Below are 19,974 nucleotides of genomic sequence, written 5' to 3'. Positions count from 1 at the left end.
TGAAAAAGGCGAACGAGGTTCGCCTTTTTTGTTGTGGGCCCCTGGTTTTATCGGTAAAGCAGTCAGTCGTACAGGAAATTCGAGATGTTTGATTTCATTCGCAAGCACACCAAAGTCACCATGGCCTTGCTGTTTTTGCTGATTGTTCCGTCCTTTATTTTGTTTGGCCTGGATGGCTACAACCGATCGAGGGAACAAGGCGTGACGGTTGCCAGGGTGGATGGAAAAGACATCATCCAGTCAGAATGGGACCGGGCCCATCAGCGGGAAGTCGAACGGTTGAGGGCGTCCATGCCTTCGCTGGACGCCAAGCTGCTGGACTCACCGCAGGCCCGCTATGCGACGCTGGAGCGCTTGGTGCGTGATCGCGTGATCGCCGCTGCAGCCGACAAGTTCAAGCTCTCCATCAGTGACCAGCGGCTGGCGCGCGAGCTTCAGCAAAGTCCCGAGATTGCGTCATTGCGCCGGCCTGATGGCACGCTCGACATGGAGCGCTATCGCCAGGTGCTGGGCAGCCAGGGCATGAGCCCCGAAATGTTCGAGGCCAATGTGCGTGCCGATCTGGCGAATCGCCAGGTGCTGGTGGGTATTGGTGTCAGCGGCTTTTCTTCCAGTTCCGCGGCTGACCTTGCGCTCAATGCCTATTTCGAAAAACGCGAAATTCAACTCGCCCGTTTCAATGCGGCCGATTTCGCAACGAAGCTCAGCCCGACGGATGCCGATCTTGATCAGTTTTACAAGGCGAATGAAAAGCTCTTTCAGGCGCCGGAACAGGCAACTATCGAGTACCTGGTGCTGGATCTGGATACGGTCAAAAAAAGTATCAGCATCAATGAAGCGGACCTGAAAACTTATTACGAGCAAAACCTTCAACGGCTGAGCGGTGCCGAAGAGCGACGAGCCAGCCATATCCTGATTACCTCGCCCAAGACGGCACCGGCTGCGGACCGGCAGAAAGCCAAGGCCAAAGCGGAGGAGCTGCTGGCAGCCGTCAAAAAATCTCCCGATACCTTTGCGGACCTGGCGCGCAAGAATTCGCAGGACCCGGGTTCCGCTCCCAATGGCGGAGACCTTGATTTTTTTGCCCGGGGTGCCATGGTCAAGCCTTTTGAGGATGCGGCCTTCTCGATGAAAAAAGGGGAGATCAGTGCTGTGGTGGAGTCCGAGTTTGGCTTTCACATCATCAGGCTCACCGACATCAAGACGCCCAAGCAGCGCAGTTTTGAGGAGATGAAGCCTGAACTGGAAGCCGATCTGAAGAAGCAGCAGGCCCAGAAGAAGTTTTCTGAAACTGCGGAAGCCTTCACCAACGGCGTGTATGAGCAGGCAGACAGCCTCAAGCCGGTCGCCGAGCGTCTCAAGCTGGACATCAAAACGGCCCGCAACGTGACGCGCCAGCCGCCAGCCGGTACAACGGGTCTGCTCGCCAATCCGAAATTCCTCAACGCACTGTTCGCGCCCGACGCAGTCGAGAAAAAACGCAATACCGAAGCCATCGAAGTAGCGCCCAGCCAGTTGGTCTCGGGCCGCATCCTTCAGTACACCCCGGCACGCACCCAGCCTTTTGCCGAGGTGAAAGACATCGTGCGCCAGCGCTGGCTGGCCCAGCGCAGCGCGGAAGAGGCGCGCAAGGAAGGTCTCGCCAAACTGGCCGCCTGGAAGAGCGCTCCGGCTTCCGCCGTGCTGGGGGCACCGGTACTGGTGTCACGTGAGCAAACCCAGAACCAGCCGGTTCAGGTGATTGATGCGGCACTGCGCGCCGATGCGAGCGCCTTGCCGGTATTTACCGGTGTTGATCTGGGGACTCAGGGCTACGCCATCGTGAAGGTGGCTAAAGTGGTGCCCCGCGATGCGCCAATTGAGGCTGCCGCCAAACAGGAGCGCAACCAGTACGCCCAATGGTGGACGTCTGCCGAGAGTCTGGCTTATTACAACGGGCTGAAGGAACGCTTCAAGGCGGAAATCCTGGTCGCAAAGCCCGCATCTGGCAATACAGATGCGGTCGTGACGCAATAAACGTCGGCTGCTTTGCCGTTATAATGTGAAGTTCTGGTGGCTGTAGCTCAGTTGGTAGAGTCCAGGATTGTGATTCCTGTTGTCGTGGGTTCGAGCCCCATCAGCCACCCCAGTATTTAAAAAAATCCCGCATGCGAAAGCATGTGGGATTTTTTTTGCCCCTATCGCTGGTTTGAAGCAGGGGGTAGGCTTGCATGATTCCGCGTCCTGGGATAACAATCTGTCACGGCAGGTCAGGGGGAAATGGTTTGCACCAGCTCCTGATGAAAAGCCAGGGAGAAACAAGATTCATGTATTTCTGCCAGGTCAGGCGTTTGTCATCGTGTTCATGATGAGACTTGAGGCCCAGAAAGAAAACCAGCTCCACGCTCCCTTTCAATGCAGCGCTGATCGCGCTATCCAGTATGCCGTCCACGAGATGTCTGCTCTTGGTTGCTGTCGCATTATTCGGGGCAGCCGCGCCTGCGGTCGAGTCCTGGCTGACCATCGTGGGAGAGCCTGGCTCTCCCGGCAGCCACTATATCCAGGTCAACCCGGCCCAGATTGACATCAAGGGTGACATACGCATGATTCCGGTCCGGATCAGCCGGGCTACCACTTGGACCACCGAAGATGGCATTCAGTTTCGTTCTGCAGAGGCTGAGGTTCTGATCGACTGCGACCGGCAAATGGCCCGTTATTTGAATGCGGCTTTTTATACCGAACCCGACTTTCAGGGGCAGGCTTTCAAGGTTTTGAGCTACGGTAAGGAAGACATGCGTCTCGTGGCTTTCAGGGACATTGGCGAGGACCTGAATGCCCGCATCATCAAGGCAGCCTGCAGCGTTAAAAACGTGACAAGCAAATAAAAGTCAAAAGTCAAAAGTCAAAAAAATCGCAGAACACGTAGTGTGCCTGGCCTTGGCAGGCTTCGCGGCTTGTCAGCTCATAAGCGGGGCGAAGTTGGAGGTGCGCCAATACTCCCGGACCTGCTGGAGCCTTTCTTCAAAATCGTGGTAGTTAAGCGGCTTGCTCACGAAGCTGTTGAGGCCGCCTTTAAATGCGCGCACCGCTTCGGATTGCTCACTCACCAGGGTCAGCATCACGACCGGAACAAAAAACGTCCGGGGATCCTCCCGCATGCGCCGCATCACCTCCAGGCCGCTCAGCTTGGGCAACCCCAGATCCAACAGGACCAGTTCGGGCTGGTTGTTGGCATTTCGGTCTTTATACACACCCTCGCAAAATAAATAGTCGAGGGCCTCGCGTCCATCCCGGGCAACCACGATGTCATGGGGCACCCCGTTTTGTTGCAGCGTGGTCAAGGTCAATTCGAGGTGGTCGGTATTGTCCTCTACCACCAGCATCGTTGGTGTGCTCATTGGCTGCTCCTCAGTAATGAGTCTTCAATATACCTTTTAAATGTGTTGCGGTAACTGATGGTATTGATCGTGCAAGTCAAAACTGCGAAAAATGCCCGCATCGACGGAATTTTTCGCGAAACTTTAAAAATCTGTCAGTTCTATTGGTTTTGTTGATATTTTGTTAATTTTTGTCAGTTAACCATTACCAGTTTGCCTTTGACCTCCCGGGAGCCCATGCGGGCATAAGCCGCCTTGAGTTCAGCCATGGGCATGGTGCGGTCGATTGCTGGTTTGATCTTGCCCTCGGCGTACCAGCGGGCCAGTTCGGCCATCATGGCGGCGTTGGCCTTGGGCTCACGTCTGGCAAAGTCACCCCAGAACACGCCAACGATCGAGGCACCTTTGAGCAGCGTGAGGTTCAGCGGCAGCGAGGGAATGGGGCCTGATGCAAAACCAACCACCAGGTAACGGCCGCGCCAGGCGATCGAGCGGAATGCCGGCTCGGCAAAGTCGCCTCCCACCGGGTCATAAATCACGTCCGGGCCTTTGCCGCCGGTCAGTGTCTTGATTTCATCGCGCAGATTTTTGCTGGTGTAGTTGATGGTGGCATCCGCGCCGAGGGAGCTGCAAAACGCGCATTTCTCATCCGTCGAGGCGGCGGCAATCACGCGGGCGCCGGCTGCCTTGGCGATCTGGATGGCGGCGGTGCCGACGCCTCCCGCAGCGCCGAGCACCAGCACCGTTTCACCCGCCTTCAGTTGCCCGCGGTCCATCAGCGCATGCCAGGACGTGGCGTAGATCATGATGAAGGCGGCTGCGTCCACGTGCGAAAACCCGGCGGGCAAGGGCATGCACAGGGCTGCCGGCGCAATGGTGTGTGTGCCGAAACCACCGGTTCCCGACAGGCAGGCTACGTTCTGGCCTGCCTGCAGGTGCTTCACGCCTTCGCCCACGGCCTGCACGACGCCGGCATACTCGGAGCCGGGCACGAAGGGCAGGGGCGGCTTGATCTGGTACTTGTTTTGCACGATCAGCAGGTCGGGGAAGTTGAGGCTGGCGGCCCTGATTTCAATCAGCACTTCACCCTCCCCGGGTTGCGGCGTCGGTAGCTCTTTCCAGGTCAGGGCGTCTACGCCAGTGGGGTTTTCACAAAGCCAGGCTTGCATGGGATGTCTCCGGAGATGGGGCCAAGGGGGAAGGGCAAACGGGGAGGAAAAACGGGGAGGAAAACGGGACGAAAAACCGGAACTGATTGCTCTCACGACATCATAGGCAAAGCCGTGATTCCCGGGCTGGCAAAACAGGTCCGGGCTGTCGCAGCCGTGACCCGTAAAATCACTGTATGAAAATCCTCATTTGCAACGACGACGGTTACCAGGCCTCCGGCATCATCGCCCTGTACGAGGCGCTCAGGACCGTCGCTGATGTCGAGGTCGTGGCGCCCGAGCAAAACAACAGTGCCAAATCGAATGCGCTGACCCTGCACTCGCCGATGTATGTGCAAACGGCCGCCAACGGTTTTCGTTATATCAACGGCACGCCTGCCGATTGCGTGCATATTGCCCTGACGGGCCTGCTGGGCTACCGGCCGGATCTCGTGGTCTCGGGCATCAATAATGGCGCCAACATGGGCGACGACACGATTTATTCCGGCACGGTGGGCGCCGCGATGGAAGGTTATCTCTTTGGCATTCCTTCCATCGCGTTTTCGCAGACGGAAAAGGGCTGGGCCCACATCGAGGTCGCGGCCCGGCGTGCGCGCGACTTGGTGGAACAATTGATGCCTTCCCTGGAGGTGGTGGCTGAAGGTGCGCAGCCGGCGCTGGCGCCGTGGCTGCTCAATGTGAACATTCCCAACTTGCCGGACGATCAGATCCAGGGCGTCAAGGTGGCGCGGCTGGGGCGCCGCCACGCGGCCGAGCGCGTCATCACGCAGACCAGCCCGCGTGGCGAGACCATGTACTGGATCGGCGGAGCCGGGCCCGCCAAGGAGGCGGGCGAGGGGACCGACTTCTACGCAACCAGCCAGAAATTTGTTTCGATCACACCGCTTCACGTGGACTTGACCGATTACGAGCGTTTGCCTTATTGGGAGCAGGCGGTGGCCCGGCTGGCACAGGCGAATTGACTGCAGACGCATGAAATCCAGCTTCAAACCTCCGTTCAATCCCACTGTCAAAGCGCCTGCCGTGGCGAGCCGTCCAGCATTTCCAGTGCGGTTAAAACCCGGGGAGGGCGTACCGTCTGCTACCAAATTGGCTGCTGCTCCTGCTCGTCTTCCGGTCGATGCCGCTAAAAATGGCGTCAGGAAATCGATGCCAGCGGCCCCCCCCCCTGGCGGTGTCGGACTGGATTCCCACGCGGTGCGCACGCGCATGGTGCACAAGCTCGCCGCACAGGGGGTATCAGACGCCCGGGTGCTGGCGGCCATGGGCCTGGTGGAACGCCATCGCTTCGTCGACACCGCACTGGTCAACCAGGCCTACGAGGACACCAGTCTGCCGATCGGCCTGGGCCAGACCATCTCCAAGCCCAATGTGGTGGCGCGCATGCTGGAGTTGCTTTGTCAGGGCGCTGCGGGCAAGCTGGGACGCGTGCTGGAGATCGGTACCGGCTGCGGCTACCAGGCCGCCGTACTCAGCCACCTCGCAACCGAGGTCTATAGCATCGAGCGCTTGCGTGGATTGCATGACAAGGCCCGGGAAAACCTGCGGACTTTGCGGCTGCCCAATCTCCACCTGTTGTTTGGTGATGGCATGATCGGGTACCCCAAGGGAGCACCCTACGCGGCAATTATTGCGGCGGCCGGTGGTGAGGCCATTCCGCCCGCCTGGGTGGAGCAACTGGCCGTTGGCGGGCGTCTTGTCGCGCCCCTGCAAACTGCCGCCGGTGTGCAGGCGCTGGTGGTAGTGGACAAAACTCCCCAGGGCGTCAAGCAGACATTGCTGGAAGCAGTCCATTTTGTACCTTTAAAATCGGGTACGAGCTGAAGATGGCTTGAACAGCCCATGAAGATCTCATGAAATATCCCATGAAGATCAAGTCCATATTGAAGTCACTATTGAAGTCAAGAAGACGAAAGAACCAATGAAGCAAACCTCCAGGTCGAACAGCGCAAAGTCTGTCGTCATCTCAGGCGCTGGCCAGGGCATCCGCACCCGGCTGGCCAATTTGACGCTGCCGTGCGCATTGGCGGCCACCCTGCTGCTGGCAGCGGGCTGCGCCTCGCGCTCCCCCACCCACGCGCCGGTTGAAGATCGCGGTACGGGGCTGTCGCGCCAGCTTCCCTCTGCAACCGATTCCGCCAATCTCAAACAGCCACCGGGCTTTGAAAATGCCGGAAAACCGGGTTATTACACCGTTAAACCCGGTGACACCATGATCCGCATTGGCCTGGAAAGCGGCCAGAACTGGCGCGACATCGTGCGCTGGAACAACCTTGAAAATCCCAACGTGATTGAAGTTGGGCAAGTGCTTCGTGTCGTACCGCCCGCCAGCGAGAACCCGCTTGTGGTCACGCGGCCGGTGTCGCCCGGCTCGGCCACCAGCGCAACAGCCGTCGCACCGGCACAGGCTGTCAGCGGCGCCCGGCCTGCATCGGCGCCCGCCAGTGCGAGCGCTGCACCGGCTGCCGCCCCGGCCGCTGCGTCCAGCGGCACACCTGCGGCTGTGGGGGACGAAGACGTGGGGTGGATCTGGCCAGCCCAGGGCACCTTACTCATGGGGTTTGACGAGGCCAAAAACAAGGGCGTTGATATCGCAGGCAAGGCTGGTGATGCGGTGCTTGCCTCTGCCGATGGCCGCGTGGTGTACGCCGGTGCGGGCCTGCGGGGTTACGGCAACCTGGTCATCCTCAAGCACAACAACACCTTCCTCACGGCTTATGCGCACAACCAGACGCTGCTGGTCAAGGAAGACCAGACGGTCAAAAAGGGCCAGAAGATTGCCGAGATGGGCAATACAGACGCTGATCGTGTGAAGCTGCATTTTGAAATCCGCCGCCAGGGCAAACCTGTGGATCCGGCGAAGTACCTGCCCGCCAAGTAGTTCTCGCTTGCAGGTCACGCTTGCCTCGTCGAAAAGCCCCGCACCGCGGGGCTTTTTTTTTTCCTGGCAGGAGCGGACATACGGAAGGCAGACCGTAGTCGTTCTGGTTGAATCAAAAATTCGATTGCAGCCCATGTTTCATGGGCATAGTTCGCTATTTTATTGATAGCTGATTGTTTGACCCGTTCAACGCCGGGGATCAGGAAGTTGGGACAATTTCGTCGTAACCCCTGCCCTTGAATTCGAGCAGATCCACGCCGTGGCCAAAAGGGTCTGCCAACCCGGCAATTCGGCCCCAGGCGCGCTCGGCCACTGGCATTTCCAGTACTGCACCATGGGCCTGCAGCCTTCTCACAGCCGCTTCAATGTCCTGGACCACAAAGTCCAGGTGCACGGGCGTCCAGTGGCGGCCGTAGTGCCGCGTGCCGGTGCTACCGGCCACTGGCCGGGTGCCCGCGGCATTGAGCAGCAGGTCTATCGGGCTGCCTGCGCCCAGGATTTCCACGAAATCGCTCTTGAAACGGCGGCCAACGTGCAGGCCCAGGCCACTCGTGTAAAACGCGATGGCCCGGTCCATGTCATCAACATCGATGCAGATACGCAGTTCCATGCCGCAACCTTCCTGTCTGTTGTGGGGAGTCTGGAAATGGTACTGCGAACGGTATTGCGGTGCGGCTCAATGTGCGGCGCCCGTTCCAACCACGACGCTGAACCCTGCGGACATTGCTCCGGAGTCGGACCTGAGACAATTCAGGTATGACCGATGAAAAATTGAATGACCACACTGTGAAAGCGCCTGAATACCTGCCTGACATCCTCACCGTGGAGTCCCTAGACATGGAGGCGCAGGGCATTGCCCATCGGGCTGATGGCAAGGTTGTGTTCATCGAGGGTGCGCTGCCTTCTGAGCGCGTGACCGCCAACGTGTACCGCAAGAAAAGCAGCTTTGAGAAAGCGGTGGTGATGGCAATTCACCGCGAGTCCTCTCAGCGTGTGCGCCCCGCTTGCCCGCACTTCGGCCTGCATACCGGTGCCTGTGGCGGCTGCAAGATGCAGCACCTCCATGTGGGCGCGCAAGTCGCCGTCAAGCAGCGCGTGCTGGAAGACAACCTCTGGCACATCGGCAAGGTGAAGGCAGACAACCTGCTCAGGCCCATAGAGGGGCCCGCCTGGGAATACCGCTACCGCGCGCGCCTGTCGGTGCGCTATGTGCGTAAAAAAAATGCGGTGCTGGTTGGTTTTCACGAGCGCAAGAGCAGTTATGTGGCCGACATGACGCAATGCCATGTGGTGCCCCGGCACGTCAGCGACATGCTGGTGCCGCTGCGTGAACTGATTGCCGGCATGGATGCCAAAGAGACCCTGCCGCAAATCGAGCTCGCCTGCGGCGATACCGTCACGGCCATGGTGCTGCGCCACATGGAGCCGCTCAGCAGCGGCGACCTGGCACGGTTGCGCGCTTTCGCGGCGCAGCACCCGGGCCTGCAGTGGTGGCTGCAGCCGGGTGGCCTGGAGAGCGTGGAGCTGCTCGACGAGGGCGCACCGGAATTGAGCTACGACCTTCCCGAGTTCGGCATCACCATGCCATTCAAGCCGACCGATTTCACGCAGGTGAATCCGCACATCAACCAGGTGCTGGTGTCGCGGGCACTGCGCCTGTTGGCCGTGCAGCCGCATGAGCGCGTGATCGACTGGTTTTGCGGTCTGGGAAATTTCACGCTGCCCCTCGCGACACGCGCGCGCGAAGTGCTGGGTATCGAGGGCAGTGAGGCTCTGGTGGCGCGCTCCCGCCAGAACTTCAAGAAGAACCGGGCCGAGTCTTCGGTAAGAAGGGCGTTGTCTGCGACTGAATTTGTAGCCAGAAATCTTTTTGAAATGACGCCTGCGATGCTGGTGCAGGATGGTGCGGCCGACAAATGGCTGGTTGACCCGCCGCGAGAGGGCGCATTCGAGCTGTTCAAGTCGTTGGCGGCGCTGCATCAGCAAATGGTGACAGGCGTGCCCTGCGACGACGGGGAACAGCAACAAAGCCTGGTGCTGGGTGACTGGACGCCGCCCCAGCGCATTGTTTACGTGAGCTGCAACCCGGCGACCCTGGCGCGCGATGCGGGCGTATTGGTGGAGAGCGGCGCTTACCGCTGCACGCTGGCCGGTGTGGTGAACATGTTTCCCCACACAGCGCACGTGGAGAGCATCGCCGTATTCGAACGGGCATGAAAAAAGGGCCTGAAGGCCCTTTTTTCAGAGGCGGGGGCGCATCGTCAGTCGCGCTCGCCGCCAAAGATGCCAAGCAGGGCCAGCAGCGCCTGGAACACATTGAACAGGTCGAGGTACAGCGCCAGCGTGGCGCTGATGTAGTTGGTTTCGCCGCCGTCCAGGATCTGCTTGAGGTCGTACAGCATGTAGGCGCTGAAAATTGCGATCACGGCCACCGAGATGGCCATCATGCCGGCCGTGGAGCCCACAAAAATGTTGATGATGCTGCCGATCATCACGACGACGGCACCGACAAAAAGCCATTTGCCCAAGCCGGAGATGTCGCGCTTGATCACGCTGGCCAGCGACGCCATGACAAAGAACACGCCGGCGGTGCCACCCATGGCGGTCATGATCAGTTCGGAGCCGTTTTTGAAGCCCAGGATCATGCCGATCATGCGCGACAGCATCAGGCCCATGAAGAAGGTAAAGCCCAACAGCACTGGCACGCCTGCGGCCGAGTTCTTGGTCTTTTCGATCGCGAACATGAAGCCGAACGCACCGCCCAGGAACACGATCAGACCGAGGCCACCCGTGAGCGAAAGGGTAATGCCGGTTGCCACGCCCAGCCAGGCGCCCAGCACGGTTGGCAGCAGGCTCAGGGCCAACAGCCAATAGGTGTTGCGCAGCACCTTGTTGCGCTGCAGGGCGGACGAGGCCGAGCCATAGTCGAGGGTCTGAACATTGTCATTCATGAAAAGCGTCTCCAGAGAGCCTGCAAATGCAGACAGAGTCATTTTAGGGGTCACCCCGTGTTTTTCAATGGCCGTGCACAGCCCACCTCCTACTTTTTGTAAGGGTTCTACAAGCTAATTTTGGGGCAATCGCAGCGCGGAAGGCTCTCAAATTTGCGTATGCTCGACGTTCTTGCCAACACAATCCCGGAAAACCATGAAATCAAAAGCAGTGCTTGAATTCGCCGACGTCAAGGCCATCGCCGCCGCCGCCGAGGCCGAAGCCCTTAAAAATAGCTGGGCCGTGACCATTGCCATCGTCGATGACGGCGGCCACCTGCTGCACCTGCAGCGCCTTGATGGCGCGCCACCCATCTCTTCCCATATCGCACCGTCCAAGGCCAATACCGCCGCCATGGGGTGCCGCGAGAGCAAGGTTTATGAAGATGTCATCAATGGTGGCCGCATGTCCTTCCTGTCAGCGCCTTACGTCCAGGGCATGCTCGAAGGTGGGGTGCCGATTGTCAAGGATGGGCAGTGCATCGGTGCTGTCGGTGTGAGCGGTGTGAAATCCAGCGAGGATGCGCAGATTGCGCGGGCCGGGATCGCGGCCATCGGCCTGTGAGAGGTCTTGATCCGGCGCTGGCATGAAATGCAAGCTGCCAAAAAAGAAAAAGCCGACCTCAGGGTCGGTTTTTTTGTTTTCCATGCACCTGGTGGCATTGCGCATGGAGAGCAGTCGTGCAGTCGTGCGGTTTTCGGGGAATAGCGACGGTGATCGAGAAAAAAAGCCTGGCTAAGCGACCCCTTGAAGGGTCCGTGGCTGGCTAAAAACGATCTTGGGAGCCCGCTACAGGCTCCGGATCGCCCCACGATGAAACGGATGTGGCTACGGCTTGAAACCGCCCTGGCGCTGCGCTTACTTGGTCAGAATCAATTTGCCCAGGCGTGTGGCCTGCAGGCGGTAAGTCGAGCCGTTGTGACTGATAGCCACTGTTTTTTGACCGCGCAAAATTTCATGACTGTCCAGGCAGCAGGATGGGGCTACGGCACCGCCCGACCCGGCTCCTGGATGCGCGAGTGTGCCAGCGGATGGGTTCTCGTTGTCTGAAGTAGGCAGGGCTGGGGACATGATGGTTTAAACCTGTTTGCGCTTTGTTGAGTAAATGATAACCATTCTCATTTAAAAATCAAGGTGATTTCATCCAAACTGCGCCGTTGTGCGTATTTTTCTGCGGTGAATTTGTTAAAGCTTGTGCGGCCGTCTTGCGGTGCAGCTGGAAATCAGTTCCTGGGCTCGGTGATAAACCCGATTTTTCGCAAGCCTGCCTGCTGGGCAGCCGCCATGGCCTGGGCAACGCGTTCGTAGCGAACCGATTTGTCGCCGCGGATATGCAGGTCAGGCTGTGGATTTTGGGCCGCTGCAGCCTTCAGTCGCGGCGTAAGGTCTTCGTCGGTGATGGCGGTTTCGTTCAGGAAATAGCTGCCTTGCGCATCCACGCTCAGGCGTACCGTTTCCGGCTTGATGTTTTGCGCCTCGTTGGTGGCCCGCGGCAGGTCAATGTTGACGGAGTGCTTCATCACCGGGACCGTGATGATGAAGATGATGAGCAGCACCAGCATGATGTCCACCATGGGTGTCATGTTGATCTCGTTCATTACATCATCGGTGTCGTCTTGGGTTCCAAAGGCCATGGTGTTTCTCGATCACTGAAAATTAGCCTGGCGCGAGGGTGCGACAGGACGATTGGGTTTGCAGGTTGAAACGCCGGGCTCAGGCTTTCTTCATGGGAACGACATTGGCCGGGCCGTTGCTGGTGATGCGTGCACCGGTCACAAAGTAGGCGTGCAGGTCGTGGGCAAAGCGGCTGAGCTTTTGCAAGATGCCCTTGTTGCCGCGCACCAGCGCGTTGTAACCCAGCACCGCCGGAATTGCCACGGCCAGTCCGAGGGCTGTCATGATCAGCGCCTCGCCGATGGGGCCTGCCACCTTGTCGATGGTCGCCTGGCCTGCCGCGCCTATGGACAGCAGCGCATGGTAAATGCCCCAGACCGTGCCGAAGAGGCCGACAAAGGGCGCGGTGGAGCCGACTGAAGCGAGGATGGCCAGACCGGACTGCAGCCGGGCGGTGAATTCGTCGATGGTGTTGCGCAGCGTGCGCGTGACCCAGTCGCTCACATCCAGCGCATCATGCAGATGCGCCTTGGTGTTGCGGTGGTGGAGCGTGGCTTCACGGCCTTCCAGCGCCAGTTGGCGGAACGGGTTGGTGGGGTCTGCGCCCAGCTTGGTCAGGCCTGCTGCGAAATCTTCGCTGTGCCAGAAGTCTTCAGCAGCCCTGGCAATTTTCTTGTACTTGATCAGGTCCAGTGTCTTGATGATGATGACCATCCACGAGGCGAGCGACATGGCGAGCAGCAGCAGTGCCACCGATTTGGTGACGATGTCGCCCTGGCTCCAGACGTTGGCAAGGCCAAATTGGGAATTCATGAATCAATACTCCACAGTTCAAATTAGTCGCTGAGGTTCCATACAACAGGAACGTTAAAAGGCATGGCTTCGGCAACGCCATTGCGCTTGCCGGGCACGTAGCGCCAGCCCATGACAGCGTCGTAGGCGGCTTTGTCGAGGCGGGAAAAGCCGCTCGACCTGACCAGTCTGGCGCGCTGCGGCTTCCCGTCAACACCGATCCAGACTTCGTGCACGGCCGTGCCTGTTTCTCCCATGCGCCGGCTCAAGGCAGGGTAAGGCGGTTTCGGGTTTTGCAGGTAGTCGGCGTCGCTCGAAGGCAGTTGCACCGCGGCCGGCGCTGGTGGGGCAGGGGCGGCGGCGGGCGCTGCCGCTACGGCTGCAGGCGCTGCGGGGAGGGGCGGCGTGATGGCGCCCGTTGGGGCATCAGGGGATGGGGTGGGGTCTGTGATGGCCAGCGGCTGCGGTTGCAGGGGAGCTCTGGCGATGGTCTTTTTCTGCGCGACGACCGGCGTGGGTGGCACCGGCGGCAGCGGCTCCGCCTTGGGGGCAGGTGGATCGACAAATTGGGACAGCACTTCGGCGGGCACCACCAGCTCCGCAGCGCGCATGAGCAGGCCGCTTTGCAGCGCCCAGATAAAACCAATATGCAGGGCCACCACCACCAGGGCAATCACCGCATTGCGGCTAAGAGGCTGGCGCGGCGCGTCTGCCCCGGGGGGGCGGGCGCCTGTGAAAGCAGTGGCATTCATTGCGGAATGGATTGGGTATGCAGGGCCACAAGCGTGCCACAGGTTGGGTCAAGAGGAGCGGCGGAAGATCCACCACGCAGAAACAATCACCAGTATCAGGCTGATGGGGAGAGCTGCAAAGAGGGTTGCGACGTGTTCCATGAGCTGCCTTCCGGAGATTGGTTGGCTAGCTTGATATTGGCCGTCGGGCAGCTTGCGCTGCACTGGGCCACCACGTCTCGGGCGCAACCTTCGCATTGGCCGCACTGGGTGGCCACGCCGAGTTCAAACTGGATTTCGTCAAAGCCCAGGCCGGCGCGGGCATGGCGGGCAATTTCACGGTCAGAGACTCGGCGGCAGACGCAAACGATCATGGAGGGGCTTGGCTGTGGGTTGATGGGTTCAATCAGTGGTTCAATTATAAATGCGAATCTATCGCATTTGCAATCATGCCCCGGCTTATTGTCCGGGTATTTGGTCAATCAGTTTGGGCGTCATGGGTAAAAAGCGCTTTTTACCCATACAAGATCGAGCCAAGATTGAGTCAATAAGCTATCAAAAATATAGCGATGAATTGCCGAAGCCGGCGGGGAAAACCCCAAAAAATGGCGTCAGTCCCGGGTGTGCCCTGCGTGGAAAGGCCGACGCCTCAAACGTCGGCCCACATGCGCAGCAGGTTGTGGTAGCAGCCGGTCAGCCGGACCACTTCCGGACTCTCCGCGCCTCCTTGCGTTGTCCTGTCGAGTTCTTTTTGGCGCAGCGAGGTGATGGCCATGTCCATTTCATAAAGGAGCCGGCGCTGGGCATCGGAGCGGACCATGCTTTCGATCCAGAAAAAGCATGCCAGACGTTCGCCACGCGTGACGGGCTCCACGCGGTGCACCGAGGTGCCCGGGTACATCACGAGGTCGCCGGCCTCGAACTTGATGCGCTGCTCGCCGTAGGTGTCCTGCACCACCAGCTCGCCACCGTCGTAGCTGGCCGGATCGCTGAGAAACAAGGTGCAGGAAATATCGGTGCGCACGTGGCGTGCCGTGGCGGCATGGGTGCGCACGGCGTTGTCGATATGGTTGCCGAAGTGGTTGGCGCCCCCACCGTAGCGGTTGAAGAGCGGCGGGTACACCGATTTGGGCAGGGCTCCGGTCACAAACATCGGGTTGCGGGCGAGGGCCACCGAGACAATGTGGCGCGCCTGCTGGGCTGCGGGCTGCTCCTCGGGCAACTGCAGGTTGTTTTTGACCGTGCCGCTCTGGCTGCCTGCCGTGATTCGGCCGTCTGCCCAGTCGGCCGCCAGGATCAGCTGGCGGACCTGGGCGAGTTCGTCTGGCTGGAGGGCTTGAGGAATGCGAAGCAACATGGTGTCATTTCCAAATGGAATCGGGCACCCCCCGCTGTGCCTGGAGGTGCCCGAAGTTTAAAGCGCAGTTTTAGGGTGAACAGACCCTAATCGTTGCGCCTCAGAACTTGCTGGTCAAGGTCAGGTGCACGGTACGTTCCGCACCGGGTGCGGCGAAGCCGCGGTACAGCGTGTTGTAGTACACCTTGTCGAACAGGTTGTCGATGTTGAGCTTGACGGTATTGCCTTCGTTGATGCGGTACTCCACCAGCGCATCGGCCTTGACGTAGCCGGGCGCGCGGTTGGTGGTCGTCACGCTGTTGGCGGGCTTGTTTTGGCTCACGGCGGTAAAGCCGCCACCGATACGCCATTTGTCGCTGATGCGATAGGTCGTGAACAGGTTGGCCTGGCGGCTGGGGCTCAGGCCCGGGTTCTGCCCGACTTCGGCGAGGCCGGCGGCGTTCGAGCCCGACTGGTCAATCACCGCGCGCAGGAAACCGAGTCCTGCGAAGACGTCCCACTGCGGCGTGATGCGACCCGCCACTTCAAACTCCAGCGCATCGGTGTGGCGCTTGCCGGACAGCAGGTAGGAGTTGTTGGCCGTATCGATGTCGGTATTGCGCTCGTTGTACTTTTCAGTGCGTGCCAGTGCCGTGCGCAAGGACAGGTCGCCGCCATACAGTTCCCACTTGACGCCGATCTCCATGTTGCGGCTGCTCTCAGGCGGTGTGTTGGCCGACCGCGGGTCAAACTGGTAGAGGTCGCCCGATGTGTTGAACGAGGTGCCATACGCGGCGTAGTAGCTCACCTCTTCGTTCGGCTGGTACATCAGGCCGACGCGTTTGCTCAGGAGGTTGTCCGAGCGTGAGAGCGGGGTATTGTTGGGGGCTGTGTTGCCGGAGCGGTCAAAGTCGCCCTGGAAGCGGTCCAGGCGCAAACCGGCGACCACCTTCCAGTAAGGCGTCAGGTCGATCGTGTCCTGCACGTACAGGCCCAGTGTCGTGGCCGTGAATTGCGTCGCCACCTGCTCGATCAGGTTGCCGCTGATGCCGGCGCTGCTTGGGTTTCCAACGGTGGTGGACGGTTTGGTGGCAATCAGCGAGGGATAGGTCGAGCGGCTTGAATTTTCAACCGCGTATTCGGCTCCCACCAGCAGGCTGTTCTTGCGGCCAAACCATTGGGTGCTGGTGAGGTAGTCGGTTTGCAGGAAGGTGTGGTGCTCCTTGCCTGCCTTGGCATTGGTGCGCCTGTTCACCACCGTGTCGGGATTGATGTTGGACACGGTGGTGCCGGCGGCGAAGCTGGACTGCGTGGCCCACATGGCGCGGGAGTAGTAACCGTCGCGCAGCGTGGTTTTCAGGCTGCTGCCGTCGGTCCAGCGGTGGGTGTGCGACAGCGTCAGCGCGTCCGCCTTGTCGTTCTGGAAATCGCTGTCCAGGCCATACCAGTACTTGTTGGTGGGCGAGGGGGCCGGGCGGCCTTCGAGCCAGGCAAAGCCCCAGTCGGGCTTGTCGTTGTAATGCAGGTGGTAGTAGCTGACCTGGAATTCGTTGGCGGTGCCTATGCCAAAGCGGTAGTCCAGCGCCAGGCCGCGGCGATGGGTGGAAGCGCCGGCGTTGTCTCCGCGGCCATCGCTGTCGGTCGTCATGGCGTTGATGCGCAGGGCCGCATCGTCGTCCAGCTTGAAGTTGAAATCGCCTTGCAAGCGCTGGTAATTGTCGGTCCCGATGGTGGCGTTGATCTCGTGTTCCGTGATCAGGCGCGGCTGTTTGCTGACCTGGTTGATGATGCCGCCGGTCGAGCCGCGGCCAAACAGCATGGAAGCCGCGCCGCGCAGTACTTCGACGCGATCAGTATTGAAAGTGTCGCGGTTGTACTGGGCAATGTCGCGCATGCCGTCCTGGTAGATATCGCCCGCAGCGCTGAAGCCGCGCAGGCGAATGTTGTCGCCCACCCGGCCGCCTTCGCCCGCTTCAAAGGTGATGCCAATGACATTTTCGAGCGCGCTCTTGAAGCTGTCCTTGCCCTGGTCGTGAATCAGCTTTTCGTTCACAACGGTCAGTGATTGCGGAATGTCCTTGGCGGGCACCGGCACCTTGCCGACGCTGGTGATGCCGCTCTGGTAGGTCTGTGCCGCGCGGTCACGGGTTCCGGTGACCGTTACGGGGGCGAGGGTTTTGCCTTCGGCCTGCGTGGACGTGGCGGGGGCGGCGGAGGTGGATGCTGCGGTATCCGTGCTCGTGGTGGCGGGAACGCTTTGTGCCCAGCCGGAAACCGAAACAGCCAGCATCAGCGCGCCGAGGGGCAGCAGGGCTTTGTCGGACGATGCGCTGGGTGGGGGCGTTGCGCCCGCTAGCAGTGAGTGGTTGCCAGCGCCGGGGCGGGATTTTTGTTTGCGCACAAGGCGTGCGGCGCGGTCGGAAGGGTGTGCCAAGAGGGCCTCCAAGCATGATTCGGCCTTTTGTCGCGGCCGGACCGGGTTTCAGGAAATAGCTTGGCTGTTCTCGAGGCTGTCCCATGGGGACGCGAGTTTGGCTGGCTCGTAAAGTTCGTCTCCAAGTGTATGCCAAATGATAATGATTCGTAATAGCTTTAATGCAAAAGTTGCGCAAAAACAACCCGAATCAGGTCGGATATCGCCTTTGACGCCATAGGCGTGTGTGGGGTATGTGGGCGTCTGAACGAAAAAAGAGGGCTCTTCGGGCCCCCTTTTTTAGCGCGCCAGGTCCAGGCTATTGGCCCGGAACGTGCCGCAGTGGTGTGTATCGCGCTTAGCGCTTAGCTGACCTCGCCCATCTGGCTTTGCAGGTAGTTCTGCACGCCAACCTTGTCGACCAGTTCGATCTGGGTCTCGAGAAAGTCAATGTGCTCTTCCGTGTCGTCGAGGATTTCCTGCAGCAGGTCGCGCGAGACATAGTCGCGCACGGTCTCGCAATGGGCAATGCCGTCCTTGATCGTGGCTTGGGCGCCTTGCTCGCTCTTCAGGTCGCAGTTCAGCGCTTCCAGCACGTCTTCACCGATCATCAGCTTGCCCAGATCCTGCAGGTTGGGCAGGCCCTCGAGCACGAAGATGCGGTCCATCAGCTTGTCGGCATGCTTCATTTCGCCGATGGATTCCTCGTATTCCTTCTTGGCCAGCTTGTCCAGGCCCCAGTGTTTGTACATCCGGTAGTGCAGGAAGTACTGGTTGATGGCAGTCAGCTCGTTTTTGAGCTGGGCCTGCAGGTGGGCAATGACTTGGGCGTCGCCTTTCATGGGAGATCCTTCTGGTTTTTTTGGACGAATTCCATTGTCTTCAGACCGGCCGGGTTCGGCAAGCAAAATGCCATGACCCTACGGGTGCGTTTTGAGGGCGAATGGGATTGATAGGCGTTCTTCTTTGCAGAAACATTGCTGCCGGTTATGCCGGCCATGTCGGCGATGTCGGCGATGTCGGCGATGCCAGCCAGCTGGCGCAGGGCTTCAGGCTGCCGGTGCTGAAGTGCGGATCAGGTGATCGAAAGCGCTCAGCGCGGCCTTTGCGCCTTCGCCTGCCGCGATGATGATCTGCTTGAAAGGCACGGTCGTCACATCGCCGGCTGCAAATACGCCAGGCACAGAGGTCTGGCCCTTGGCATCCACCACGATCTCGCCATGCCGGGACAACTCAACCACGCCCTTGAGCCAGTCGGTGTTGGGCACCAGACCGATCTGGATGAACACGCCTTCCAGTTCGACCGTCTTCAACTCGCCACTTGCACGGTCCTTGTAGATGAGGCCGTTGACCTTCTGGTCACCGGTGATCTCGGTGGTCTGCGCATGGGTGAACACGGTCACGTTCTTCAGGCTGGCGAGCTTGCGCTGCAGCACGGCATCGGCACGCAGCGCAGTGTCGAACTCGATCAGCGTCACATGCCCGACGATGCCGGCCAGATCGATCGCCGCTTCGACACCGGAGTTGCCGCCGCCTATCACCGCCACGCGCTTGCCCTTGAACAATGGGCCGTCGCAGTGCGGGCAGTAGGCCACACCCTTGTTTTTGTACTCGCGCTCGCCCGGCACGTTGATGTTGCGCCAGCGCGCTCCGGTCGAGATGACGATCGATTTGCTTTTGAGCGAGGCACCGCTTTCAAGCTGGATCTCGATCAGGTCCTTGCCCGGTCCGGTATTCGGAACCAGCGCCTTGGCGCGCTGCAGGTTCATGATGTCGACGTCATAGTTGCGCACATGTTCTTCCAGCGCGTGCGCGAATTTCGGCCCCTCGGTTTCCTTGATCGAGATGAAGTTCTCGATGCCCATCGTGTCCAGCACCTGGCCGCCAAAGCGCTCCGACGCCACGCCCGTGCGGATGCCTTTGCGCGCGGCGTACACCGCCGCTGCGGCGCCGGCCGGGCCACCGCCGACGATCAGCACGTCGAACGGGTCCTTGGCGGCGATTTTGGCCGCTTCCTGTTCCACACCGCTGGTGTCGATTTTTGCCAGGATTTCTTCCAGGCTCATGCGGCCCTGGCCGAACTCGGTGCCATTCAGGAATACGGTCGGCACGGCCATGATCTGGCGCTCCTTGACCTCGTCCTGGAACAGCCCGCCTTCAATCATCGTGGTGCGGATGCGTGGGTTCTGCACCGCCATCAGGTTCAGCGCCTGGACCACGTCGGGGCAGTTGTGGCAGGTGAGTGAAACATAAATCTCGAACTCGAAATCGCCGTCGAGCCCACGAATCTGCTCCAGCACGGCCTGCTCGACTTTCGGCGGGTAGCCGCCGACCTGCAGCAGCGCGAGGACCAGCGAGGTGAATTCATGGCCCATGGGCAGGCCGGCAAAGCGCGGGCCGTGGTTCTCGCTCGGGCGGTTGATCGAAAACGAGGGCTTGCGATGTTTGTCGTCGCGGCTTTCGGTCACCTTGACCAGCGGGGACGAGTCGGCGATGTCCTTGAGCAGCGACTGCAGCTCGCCCGAGGCCTTGCTGTCGTCGAGCGAGGCAACGATTTCGATCGGCTGCGTGGCGCGCTCGAGGTAACTCTTCAGTTGGGCTTTGGTGCTGGCGTCGAGCATGGGGAACTCACTTTTCGAATGCATGGGGGAATAAAAAAGCCCGGGAGCTGGCGCGCCCGGGCTTGGCGCA

General features: G+C 60.0%; 22 protein-coding genes and 1 tRNA gene. 9 read left to right on the top strand and 14 right to left on the bottom strand.

Annotation, left to right across the window (positions count from 1 at the left end; translation table 11 throughout):
* The first annotated feature begins 84 nt into the window (after positions 1-84).
* Together AC1DS5_RS06490 and AC1DS5_RS06485 are read left to right on the top strand one after the other, a co-directional pair.
* Positions 85-2,016: a SurA N-terminal domain-containing protein gene (locus tag AC1DS5_RS06490; protein ID WP_477717430.1), complete on the top strand. Its 1,932-nt coding sequence runs from the start codon at positions 85-87 to the stop codon at positions 2,014-2,016.
* Positions 2,017-2,052: 36 nt separating this feature from the next.
* Positions 2,053-2,128, top strand: a tRNA-His gene (locus tag AC1DS5_RS06485).
* Positions 2,129-2,239: 111 nt separating this feature from the next.
* On the opposite strand, the gene AC1DS5_RS06480 is transcribed toward AC1DS5_RS06485, so the two are convergent.
* Positions 2,240-2,431 carry a hypothetical protein gene (locus AC1DS5_RS06480; RefSeq protein ID WP_477717429.1) on the bottom strand — a complete coding sequence of 64 codons (192 nt, stop codon included), beginning with the start codon at positions 2,429-2,431 and terminating at the stop codon, positions 2,240-2,242.
* A 13-nt stretch (positions 2,432-2,444) separates the two neighbouring features.
* Between AC1DS5_RS06480 and AC1DS5_RS06475 the strand changes: the two genes are divergently transcribed.
* On the top strand, positions 2,445-2,864 hold the full coding sequence (locus AC1DS5_RS06475; RefSeq protein ID WP_477717428.1) for a surface-adhesin E family protein: 420 nt from the start codon (positions 2,445-2,447) through the stop codon (positions 2,862-2,864).
* A gap of 72 nt (positions 2,865-2,936) precedes the next feature.
* On the opposite strand, the gene AC1DS5_RS06470 is transcribed toward AC1DS5_RS06475, so the two are convergent.
* Together AC1DS5_RS06470 and AC1DS5_RS06465 are read right to left on the bottom strand one after the other, a co-directional pair.
* On the bottom strand, positions 2,937-3,377 hold the full coding sequence (locus AC1DS5_RS06470) for a response regulator (RefSeq protein WP_477717427.1): 441 nt from the start codon (positions 3,375-3,377) through the stop codon (positions 2,937-2,939).
* A 173-nt stretch (positions 3,378-3,550) separates the two neighbouring features.
* On the bottom strand, positions 3,551-4,525 hold the full coding sequence (locus tag AC1DS5_RS06465; RefSeq protein WP_477717426.1) for an NADPH:quinone oxidoreductase family protein: 975 nt from the start codon (positions 4,523-4,525) through the stop codon (positions 3,551-3,553).
* 176 nt (positions 4,526-4,701) lie between these two features.
* On the opposite strand from AC1DS5_RS06465, the gene surE reads away from it, so the two are divergent.
* The 3 genes from surE (at position 4,702) to AC1DS5_RS06450 (ending at position 7,406) form a co-directional block, all read left to right on the top strand.
* Positions 4,702-5,487 (top strand): 5'/3'-nucleotidase SurE, encoded by a 786-nt coding sequence (gene surE, locus AC1DS5_RS06460; protein ID WP_477717425.1) that lies wholly within the window; start codon positions 4,702-4,704, stop codon positions 5,485-5,487.
* Positions 5,488-5,497: 10 nt separating this feature from the next.
* On the top strand, positions 5,498-6,349 hold the full coding sequence (locus AC1DS5_RS06455) for a protein-L-isoaspartate(D-aspartate) O-methyltransferase (protein WP_477717424.1): 852 nt from the start codon (positions 5,498-5,500) through the stop codon (positions 6,347-6,349).
* Positions 6,350-6,446: 97 nt separating this feature from the next.
* Positions 6,447-7,406 carry a peptidoglycan DD-metalloendopeptidase family protein gene (locus tag AC1DS5_RS06450; protein ID WP_477717423.1) on the top strand — a complete coding sequence of 320 codons (960 nt, stop codon included), beginning with the start codon at positions 6,447-6,449 and terminating at the stop codon, positions 7,404-7,406.
* Positions 7,407-7,605: 199 nt separating this feature from the next.
* On the opposite strand, the gene AC1DS5_RS06445 is transcribed toward AC1DS5_RS06450, so the two are convergent.
* Positions 7,606-8,016 carry a VOC family protein gene (locus AC1DS5_RS06445; protein WP_477717422.1) on the bottom strand — a complete coding sequence of 137 codons (411 nt, stop codon included), beginning with the start codon at positions 8,014-8,016 and terminating at the stop codon, positions 7,606-7,608.
* Between the two features lie 146 nt (positions 8,017-8,162).
* On the opposite strand from AC1DS5_RS06445, the gene rlmD reads away from it, so the two are divergent.
* A complete protein-coding gene (gene rlmD, locus AC1DS5_RS06440) occupies positions 8,163-9,623 on the top strand; it encodes a 23S rRNA (uracil(1939)-C(5))-methyltransferase RlmD (protein ID WP_477717421.1) in 1,461 nt (486 codons plus the stop codon).
* 44 nt (positions 9,624-9,667) lie between these two features.
* Here the strand turns inward: rlmD and AC1DS5_RS06435 are convergent, their stop codons facing one another.
* Entirely contained in the window at positions 9,668-10,357 is a 690-nt protein-coding gene (locus AC1DS5_RS06435; protein ID WP_477717420.1) for a Bax inhibitor-1/YccA family protein, read from the bottom strand.
* A gap of 196 nt (positions 10,358-10,553) precedes the next feature.
* Here AC1DS5_RS06435 and AC1DS5_RS06430 point away from each other — a divergent pair, with 196 nt between their 5' ends.
* On the top strand, positions 10,554-10,961 hold the full coding sequence (locus AC1DS5_RS06430; RefSeq protein ID WP_477717419.1) for a GlcG/HbpS family heme-binding protein: 408 nt from the start codon (positions 10,554-10,556) through the stop codon (positions 10,959-10,961).
* Between the two features lie 294 nt (positions 10,962-11,255).
* Here the strand turns inward: AC1DS5_RS06430 and hemP are convergent, their stop codons facing one another.
* The 5 genes from hemP to AC1DS5_RS06405 all read right to left on the bottom strand — a co-directional run bounded on the left by hemP (position 11,256) and on the right by AC1DS5_RS06405 (position 13,908).
* A complete protein-coding gene (gene hemP / locus AC1DS5_RS06425; protein WP_477717418.1) occupies positions 11,256-11,468 on the bottom strand; it encodes a hemin uptake protein HemP in 213 nt (70 codons plus the stop codon).
* Between the two features lie 152 nt (positions 11,469-11,620).
* On the bottom strand, positions 11,621-12,031 hold the full coding sequence (locus AC1DS5_RS06420) for an ExbD/TolR family protein (protein WP_477717417.1): 411 nt from the start codon (positions 12,029-12,031) through the stop codon (positions 11,621-11,623).
* A gap of 79 nt (positions 12,032-12,110) precedes the next feature.
* Positions 12,111-12,824: a MotA/TolQ/ExbB proton channel family protein gene (locus tag AC1DS5_RS06415; protein WP_477717416.1), complete on the bottom strand. Its 714-nt coding sequence runs from the start codon at positions 12,822-12,824 to the stop codon at positions 12,111-12,113.
* Between the two features lie 23 nt (positions 12,825-12,847).
* Complete coding sequence (locus AC1DS5_RS06410; RefSeq protein ID WP_477717415.1) at positions 12,848-13,555, bottom strand: energy transducer TonB; 708 nt, start codon at positions 13,553-13,555, stop codon at positions 12,848-12,850.
* Positions 13,556-13,650: 95 nt separating this feature from the next.
* Positions 13,651-13,908, bottom strand: a complete 258-nt coding sequence (locus tag AC1DS5_RS06405; protein WP_477717414.1) for a (2Fe-2S)-binding protein — start codon at positions 13,906-13,908, stop codon at positions 13,651-13,653.
* Here AC1DS5_RS06405 and AC1DS5_RS06400 point away from each other — a divergent pair.
* On the top strand, positions 13,792-14,085 hold the full coding sequence (locus tag AC1DS5_RS06400; protein WP_477717531.1) for a hypothetical protein: 294 nt from the start codon (positions 13,792-13,794) through the stop codon (positions 14,083-14,085). The two genes, AC1DS5_RS06405 and AC1DS5_RS06400, sit on opposite strands and share 117 nt — an antisense overlap.
* Before the next feature lie 98 nt (positions 14,086-14,183).
* Here AC1DS5_RS06400 and AC1DS5_RS06395 read toward each other — a convergent pair whose 3' ends face one another.
* The 4 genes from AC1DS5_RS06395 to ahpF all read right to left on the bottom strand — a co-directional run bounded on the left by AC1DS5_RS06395 (position 14,184) and on the right by ahpF (position 19,904).
* Complete coding sequence (locus AC1DS5_RS06395) at positions 14,184-14,891, bottom strand: Fe2+-dependent dioxygenase (RefSeq protein WP_477717413.1); 708 nt, start codon at positions 14,889-14,891, stop codon at positions 14,184-14,186.
* A 100-nt stretch (positions 14,892-14,991) separates the two neighbouring features.
* Positions 14,992-17,304, bottom strand: a complete 2,313-nt coding sequence (locus tag AC1DS5_RS06390) for a TonB-dependent receptor (RefSeq protein WP_477717412.1) — start codon at positions 17,302-17,304, stop codon at positions 14,992-14,994.
* Positions 17,305-17,648: 344 nt separating this feature from the next.
* Positions 17,649-18,125, bottom strand: coding sequence for a bacterioferritin (bfr, locus tag AC1DS5_RS06385; protein ID WP_477717411.1), 477 nt, complete (start codon positions 18,123-18,125; stop codon positions 17,649-17,651).
* A 207-nt stretch (positions 18,126-18,332) separates the two neighbouring features.
* Positions 18,333-19,904 (bottom strand): alkyl hydroperoxide reductase subunit F, encoded by a 1,572-nt coding sequence (gene ahpF / locus AC1DS5_RS06380; protein WP_477717410.1) that lies wholly within the window; start codon positions 19,902-19,904, stop codon positions 18,333-18,335.
* Between the last annotated feature and the right edge of the window lie 70 nt (positions 19,905-19,974).

The organism is Polaromonas sp. P4_H1, assembly GCF_056400945.1.
This window is presented reverse-complemented; position numbering and strand designations above follow the sequence as displayed.

Excerpts from the sequence above, each read along its gene's own strand:
- AC1DS5_RS06490 (WP_477717430.1), top strand. The coding sequence starts at position 85 with ATGTTTGATTTCATTCGCAAGCACACCAAAGTCACCATGGCCTTGCTG.
- AC1DS5_RS06470 (WP_477717427.1), bottom strand. The coding sequence starts at position 3,377 with ATGAGCACACCAACGATGCTGGTGGTAGAGGACAATACCGACCACCTC.
- AC1DS5_RS06465 (WP_477717426.1), bottom strand. The coding sequence starts at position 4,525 with ATGCAAGCCTGGCTTTGTGAAAACCCCACTGGCGTAGACGCCCTGACC.
- surE (WP_477717425.1), top strand. The coding sequence starts at position 4,702 with ATGAAAATCCTCATTTGCAACGACGACGGTTACCAGGCCTCCGGCATC.
- AC1DS5_RS06455 (WP_477717424.1), top strand. The coding sequence starts at position 5,498 with ATGAAATCCAGCTTCAAACCTCCGTTCAATCCCACTGTCAAAGCGCCT.
- AC1DS5_RS06450 (WP_477717423.1), top strand. The coding sequence starts at position 6,447 with ATGAAGCAAACCTCCAGGTCGAACAGCGCAAAGTCTGTCGTCATCTCA.
- AC1DS5_RS06445 (WP_477717422.1), bottom strand. The coding sequence starts at position 8,016 with ATGGAACTGCGTATCTGCATCGATGTTGATGACATGGACCGGGCCATC.
- rlmD (WP_477717421.1), top strand. The coding sequence starts at position 8,163 with ATGACCGATGAAAAATTGAATGACCACACTGTGAAAGCGCCTGAATAC.
- AC1DS5_RS06435 (WP_477717420.1), bottom strand. The coding sequence starts at position 10,357 with ATGAATGACAATGTTCAGACCCTCGACTATGGCTCGGCCTCGTCCGCC.
- AC1DS5_RS06430 (WP_477717419.1), top strand. The coding sequence starts at position 10,554 with ATGAAATCAAAAGCAGTGCTTGAATTCGCCGACGTCAAGGCCATCGCC.
- hemP (WP_477717418.1), bottom strand. The coding sequence starts at position 11,468 with ATGTCCCCAGCCCTGCCTACTTCAGACAACGAGAACCCATCCGCTGGC.
- AC1DS5_RS06420 (WP_477717417.1), bottom strand. The coding sequence starts at position 12,031 with ATGGCCTTTGGAACCCAAGACGACACCGATGATGTAATGAACGAGATC.
- AC1DS5_RS06415 (WP_477717416.1), bottom strand. The coding sequence starts at position 12,824 with ATGAATTCCCAATTTGGCCTTGCCAACGTCTGGAGCCAGGGCGACATC.
- AC1DS5_RS06410 (WP_477717415.1), bottom strand. The coding sequence starts at position 13,555 with ATGAATGCCACTGCTTTCACAGGCGCCCGCCCCCCCGGGGCAGACGCG.
- AC1DS5_RS06405 (WP_477717414.1), bottom strand. The coding sequence starts at position 13,908 with ATGATCGTTTGCGTCTGCCGCCGAGTCTCTGACCGTGAAATTGCCCGC.
- AC1DS5_RS06395 (WP_477717413.1), bottom strand. The coding sequence starts at position 14,891 with ATGTTGCTTCGCATTCCTCAAGCCCTCCAGCCAGACGAACTCGCCCAG.
- bfr (WP_477717411.1), bottom strand. The coding sequence starts at position 18,125 with ATGAAAGGCGACGCCCAAGTCATTGCCCACCTGCAGGCCCAGCTCAAA.
- ahpF (WP_477717410.1), bottom strand. The coding sequence starts at position 19,904 with ATGCTCGACGCCAGCACCAAAGCCCAACTGAAGAGTTACCTCGAGCGC.